This window comes from Rhizobium sp. BK512, from assembly GCF_014194915.1.
Taxonomy (GTDB): domain Bacteria; phylum Pseudomonadota; class Alphaproteobacteria; order Rhizobiales; family Rhizobiaceae; genus Rhizobium.
The window spans coordinates 1-6,823 of the sequence record NZ_JACIAS010000019.1; the positions used below are offsets into that span (position 1 = coordinate 1).

Here is a 6,823-nt window from a genome sequence, read left to right on the forward strand (position 1 = left end):
ACGAGGTTCAACGCCTCGAAAGCCGCCAAAACGCCCAAAGCTCCCAAAGCCGACGCGGCGAAACAGAAAACTGCAAAGCCCGGGCACCCAGCCAACCTTCCCCTCTCTCGTCTTGCGAAAGACATCGCAGGGTGACTATCGCCCGGCGCGGAAAACAACTGCGCCGCCGGCGAGGGTGACTCGCCGTCCTGCGGACCATAACCTCAAGGCCAAGCAATGAGGATGCCGCAAACACCGTAACCAAAACAAACAGTCCCGCCCTTTCGGCCAAAGAACACCAGGCGATCTCTGTCCATGGTGCGCAGACTGTGCGGGTCCGACCCTGAGGTTGATAGTGTGTGAGGACTTTACAAAGTCCCGGATAGGAATTTGAGTTAGGCCGGATGCACAGGCGGAAGCAGGGTCAAGCTTCTGTTAGTGGTCTTTCGTGATTTCTCCGCCACAACCATCCCGAAAACTTGTGCGTGTTAATATCCCCATAGCGTTGTAGCTCTGACTAAGCTACATCGTGGGTGCAGGCTCAAAGCGAGTGGTTCGCTTCGGCAGGCGCATGTATCTGCAACTCGAGGGGGAATAACTTCGCGTATGGATGGCATCGGTCCGCAGCATCACGACTCCGGTCTTCGTGCACTTTGCGGTATCGCTGCGTTCTATCGGATTGCCGCTGATCCAATCCGCCTTCAGCACGATCTGGCGCTGAAGGGACGCGCATGCGAAGCCATCGACATCCAGCGAGCAGCCGGCATCATCGGTCTCAAGGCGCGTGTCGTGGAGAGAGTCTCGGAGCAACGCCTTAGATCAATGCCGGTCCCGGCAATTGTCAAAATGCGCGGCGGCTCCTTTCAAGTGCTCGGCGGCTTGAATCCATCCGGAAAGTACAGGCTCGTCGATCCCATAACACGGGTCGATCGCGAAATTGCTCCTTCAGATATATTGGCGGAAATCGGCTCGCGAGTGATCCTCGTCGGCCGGAAGATCGGCGGGGAGGGATCTGATCCCAGGGAATTCGGCTTCAAGTGGTTCGTGCCATCCATCTGGCGATACCGCAAGCCGCTGGCGCATGTTCTGCTCGCATCGCTGTTTGTGCAGATATTTGCGCTCGTCACACCCTTATTCTTTCAGGTCGTGGTCGACAAGGTTCTGACACATAAAGGTTATTCGACGCTTTTTGTGCTGGTCGCAGGCATCGCGATCATTGGCCTCTTCGATGTTGTGCTTCAATATCTCAGGACCTATGCGTTGGCGCACACGACAAACCGGATAGACGTCGAACTTGGGCAACGACTGTTCCATCACCTGCTGCGGCTGCCTCTCGGCTATTTCGAGACCCGCTCGGCAGGTCAGACCGTTGCAAGGGTACGCGAGCTTGAAACGATTCGCGCATTTCTGACTGGCCAGGGGCTTTTCTCGGCACTTGATGTCATTTTTACTTTTGTGTTCATCGCGGTTCTCTTCGCTTATTCGTGGAGCCTGACGTTGATCGTCATTGCCGCGATCCCGATCTACGTCCTGATCGGTGTGACCGTCAGGCCGCCGCTTCGCGAATTCGTCAAGGAAAAATTCAACCGGGGTGCTGCGAGCCAGCAATTTCTCGTCGAAGCGATTGTCGGCATCCACACGGTCAAATCCGCCGCAGTGGAGCCGGTAATGCAGGCACAGTGGGAGGAGAAGCTTGCAGCCTATGTGCGGACAGCTTTCGATACGACGCTGCTTAGTGCTGGCGGACAAAACGCCATCCAATATGTCAGCAAGCTCTCGACAGCAGCTCTTCTGCTCTTCGGCGCGAAGGCTGTCATCGATGGCGATCTATCGGTTGGCTCGCTGGTCGCCTTCAACATGATTGCCGGCCAGGTCGCTCAACCAGTCTTGAGGCTGTCCCAGCTTTGGCAGGATTTTCAGCAGGTGCAGATCTCCGTCGATCGGCTCGGCGACATTCTGAACACCCCGATGGAGCGTCCGCCCGGTATCCGCTTGTCGTTGCCGACCCCAAGGGGGCATATCGAATTTCGTAATGTCACCTTCCGCTATCGACCTGGCTCTCCGGAAGTCCTGAAAAACGTCTCGCTCGAGCTCCGACCCGGAGAGGTGATTGGCATCGTCGGGGCCTCCGGTTCTGGAAAATCGACGCTGACCAAGCTCGTCCAACGGCTCTATCTTCCGGAAGAGGGGCAGATCCTTCTCGACGGGGCAGACCTTTCGCAAATCGATCCCGCCTGGCTTCGAAGCCATATCGGAGTTGTTCTCCAAGAGAACCTTCTGTTCAACCGCACAATTCACGACAATATCGCTTTCTCAAACCCGGCAATGCAACGGGCTCAAGTCATTGCTGTCGCCAAGCTCGCCGGCGCCGATGAGTTCATCACAAGGCTACCACAGGGCTATGACTCGATGATCGAGGAGCGCGGCGCGAACCTCTCCGGCGGCCAGCGCCAGAGGATCGCTATTGCCCGGGCTCTTGCGACCAATCCGCCGATATTGATCTTAGATGAGGCAACCAGTGCGCTTGACTACGAAAGCGAGAGGGTCATTCAGACGAACATGGGGCAGATCGCCAGCGGTCGAACGGTGATCATCATCGCGCACCGCCTTGCCGCAATCCGGCCATGCAGCAGGATTGTCGGCATGAAGGACGGCCGGATCGCCGAGGTCGGCAGCCATGACGAATTGCTGGGGCGTCCAGATGGGCTCTATTCGCGTCTTTGGGCCTTGCAGAACGACAGGGGAGCGGCATGAGCGCAACGGCTAATGCCTCTCGCTATTTGGGTCTTCCGCGACGGCCGGCAACGCGCGCAGATCACGAATTTCTGGCGCCTGCCCTTGAGGTACTGGAAACGCCACCATCGCCCATACGCATGGCGCTGATCCTGATCATCTGTTTGTTCACCACGGTTGCGCTGGTCTGGTCCTATCTCGGCCGCATCGACATTGTGGCGGCAGCGCAAGGCAAGATCCAGCCGACCGGCCGCGTCAAGGTCGTGCAACCGTTGCTGACGGGCAAGGTGAAGACACTGCCACCACAAAACGGCGACCACGTGCGCCGCGCCGATATTCTGCTCGAACTTGATCCTACGGATGCTCTCGCAGACGAGAGAGATGCGGCAAAGGGCCTTGCCTCGGTTAAGGCGGAGGTTCAGCGGCGCAGGGCTGCTATCCGGTTCGTGCGTTCGCAACCGGCGGTGGGATCGGTTGTGGAAATGAGCTGGGACAAGGATACGGGCCCCGAGCTGCAGCAGCGCGAGAACGGCATTCTGCTCGGCGACATCGAGAAATATCATGCGACCATCGCCTCACTCGGCGCGCAGCAGCATCAGAAGGAAGTGGAGCGTGAACGGCTCAAAGTGACAGTGGCCGCGCAGGAATCCCTCGTTGAAACCCTCCAGGAACGTGTTGCGATGCGCAGCATGCTTGCTTTGAAGGATGCCGGCACGATGGCAAGCGTCATCGATGCAACCGAAACAATGAAGGAACAGGTGACGCAGCTGGCGATACAGCAGGGGCAGCTTGCCGACGCCGAGGCCGCAATCGATGTCTTCGCAAAAGAGAAACGGAAAGCAGAAGGCGCGTTTCTGAGTGATCAGCTTGACAGGCTTGGTGATGCCGAGCGCCGCGCGGACGAATTGGAGCAGCGTCTGGCGAAGGCACAGAATTCTCTCGATCAGATGACGTTGCGCAGTCCGATTGATGGAACGGTGCAATCCTCGTCGGTCACCGGCCTCGGGCAGGTAGTCACCGTTGGCCAGGACCTGATGCGGATCGTACCGCAAGACAGCACACTCGAGCTTGAAGTCTATATGCCGAACAAGGACATTGGCTTCATCAGAGTGGGCCAGGAGGCGGTCGTAAAACTCGAGGCCTTTCCCTTCACCCGCTACGGGACCGTTTCCGCCGTCGTCGTGAAGGTCGCAGCCGATGCCATTCCGGAGCCGGACGCAGCCCGCCGTGAGGGTGACCCTATCGCAAGGCAGTCAAGTACAGCCTTCGGTAGCGCGGAGCGAATGCAGAATTTGGTCTTTCCGGTCACTCTGCGCCTTGCAAGCGATCACATTCAAGCTGACGGTGCGGACGTCAACTTATCTCCAGGGATGGCGGCTGTCGCCGAGGTGCGCACCGGCCAGCGCAGAATATTGGAGTATGTGTTTTCCCCGTTGGTTGAGATAGCTGACGAGGCGCTCCATGAGCGATAAAGGTAGTGGCTACGAAGTCTTTTGACTGCAGTAGATCTGCTCATTTTTTGAATAATTATAGAACTTATCTTGGATTTGAGGGGCTGAAAGGCGTGTTTTCTGCAAATTATGTTCTTGAAGTGATTTGCCTTTTGACTCAGCGCAAGAAGCCAATTGCCAGGGCTGCCGCGTTACTGTGTATCCGGACTTAACTTCAATTTTCAGCCGAGTGTCCTGCGCGTGGGGAGATGAGCCGACCCAGGACACGGTAAGGCGGTATAAGCAAGCGGTGATTTCATGACGGGCATTGTTACTCCTACGAAGAACGTCAACTTGACGGGGGATCAGAAAATTGACGGGCTTCTCAGCGGCTACGCCTGGGACGGTACGATCACCTATGCGTTTCCCACAAGCTCGATTTCGTACTCCTATAGTGGCGAGAAGGATTACGGCTTCTCCGCGATTTCCTCGCAACAGCGCTCTGTTGCCTTGTTCTTTATGGAGCAGTCCTACGGAAACACGGCAAATGACGGCTTCTCCGTAGAGGGATTTACCAATGCCGATTTTGTGGCCGGCAGCGCGGACTCCGCGTCGGTGCGGTTTGCACAATCTTGGCTTCCCTCGACTGCATGGGCGTATACCCCAAGTCCGGATAGTGCCGCTGGCGATATATGGTTCGGGACAACATATGCCGGTACGGCAGATGATTATCGCTATCCGGAGTTCGGCAACTACGCAGGCCACACGCTGGCACATGAGCTGGGTCACGCTCTCGGTCTGAAACACGGTCACGAACCGTACCTAGGCAATTCGCTGGTCGTGCCCGGTGCCTACGATTCCATCGAATATACGATCATGACCTACCGCACATACGTCGGAGACAGTGCGAGTGGTTACAAATACGAGCAGAATGGCGCGCCACAGACCTTCATGATGCTCGATATCGCCGCCCTGCAGGAAATGTACGGGGCGGATTACACGACAAACAGCGACAATACCGTCTACAAGTGGAAGCCGAACGAAGGCGTGACCTATGTGAATGGAGTCGCGGCCATTACTCCGGACGCGAACAGGATCTTCGCAACAATCTGGGACGGCGGCGGTATCGACACCTATGATCTAAGTGCCTACACCACCAGCCTTCAAATCGACCTGCGACCAGGGGGGTACTCGGTCTTTTCGCAACTCCAGCTGGCTTACTTGGGAGGCGGCTCGAATGGCGGCGATGCTCGCGGGAACATCTTCAATGCGCTTCTCTATCATGACAACCTGGCGTCGCTGATCGAGAATGTTCAGGCAGGCTCCGGTAACGATACGATTGTCGGCAACGAGGTGAACAACGCCCTTTGGGGCAATGCGGGAAATGATACGCTTACCGGCGGCGCCGGCGACGACACGTTGAACGGCGGTGCTGGACTGGACCGGATGTCGGGTGGGGTGGGTGACGACACCTATATCGTCGACGTTGCAAACGACGTCGTAACCGAGAACGCGGGCGAGGGAACGGACACGGTCAGGACGGCGCTTTCGAGTTACACACTCAGCGTCAACGTCGAGAACCTGACCTATACCGGTACCACGTCGTTCATGGGTATCGGCAACGCTGCGGTCAATGTGATCACTGGCGCAGCAGGCGCCGACACGCTGGACGGCAAGGCGGGAGCCGATATCCTGATTGGCGGTGCGGGCAACGACACCTATGTTGTCGATGATCTGGCCGATGTCGTGACCGAGGCTGCCAATGCAGGCACGGATCTGGTCAAGACGACGCTTTCTGCCTACGCGCTGACCAACATTGCCAATGTTGAGGACCTGACCTTCACTGGCACCGGCAATTTTTCCGGGACGGGCAATATACTGGCCAACACGATCACCGGCGGGGCCGGCAACGACGTTCTGGACGGTGGTGCGGGTAACGACAGGCTGATCGGCGGGGCCGGCAATGACACGCTGATTGGCGGCGCCGGCGACGACACGCTGGATGGCGGCACGGGCGCTGATGCGCTTTCCGGCGGTACCGGCAACGACATCTATTGGGTTGACAATGGCGGGGATACGGTCACCGAGGCTGCCGACGAGGGCAGCGATACGGTGTACGTGCAGTCGGTCTACTTCGCGAGCTATACGCTCGGCAGCAATGTCGAGAACCTGACCGTCTCCGGCACGACGACTTTCACCGGCATCGGCAATGCGCTGAACAATATCCTGACGGGCGGGGCAGGGATCGACACGCTGAAGGGTGCGGCAGGCGATGACACCTATGTCATCGGCACCGGCGATATCGTCATCGAGAATGCCGGCGAGGGTATCGATACCGTAAAGACGGGCCTGGCGGCCTACACGCTGGGTGCCAATGTGGAGAACCTGACCTATACCGGGTCAGCCGTCTTCACCGGTACCGGCAATGAGCTGGACAACATCATCAAGGGCGGAGCGGCCGCCGATAAGCTGACCGGCGGCGCCGGCAACGACGTGCTGGACGGTGGTGCGGGAGCCGACACGCTGATCGGCGGTATCGGCGATGACACCTATATCGTGGATGCCGCAAGCGACGTGGTCACGGAGGCAGCAGGTGCGGGTACGGACGAGATCCGGACGTCGCTTGCTGCCTATTCGATTGCTGCCCTCGCCAATATCGAGAACCTGACCTACACCGGGTC

At 58.0% G+C, this 6,823-nt stretch carries 3 protein-coding genes; all 3 read left to right on the forward strand.

All coding sequences use genetic code 11. The annotated features are described in order from the left end of the window. The first annotated feature begins 585 nt into the window (after positions 1–585). A complete protein-coding gene (locus FHX06_RS35370; protein ID WP_113213296.1) occupies positions 586–2,733 on the forward strand; it encodes a type I secretion system permease/ATPase in 2,148 nt (715 codons plus the stop codon). Then, positions 2,730–4,184, forward strand: a complete 1,455-nt coding sequence (locus FHX06_RS35375; protein WP_113213295.1) for an HlyD family type I secretion periplasmic adaptor subunit — start codon at positions 2,730–2,732, stop codon at positions 4,182–4,184. The genes FHX06_RS35370 and FHX06_RS35375 overlap by 4 nt, the downstream gene beginning before the upstream one ends. A gap of 276 nt (positions 4,185–4,460) precedes the next feature. After that, positions 4,461–6,823 (forward strand): M10 family metallopeptidase (locus FHX06_RS35380; protein ID WP_183882696.1); only part of this gene is annotated, 2,363 nt, incomplete at its 3' end.

Excerpts from the sequence above, each read along its gene's own strand:
- FHX06_RS35370 (WP_113213296.1), top strand. The coding sequence starts at position 586 with ATGGATGGCATCGGTCCGCAGCATCACGACTCCGGTCTTCGTGCACTT.
- FHX06_RS35375 (WP_113213295.1), top strand. The coding sequence starts at position 2,730 with ATGAGCGCAACGGCTAATGCCTCTCGCTATTTGGGTCTTCCGCGACGG.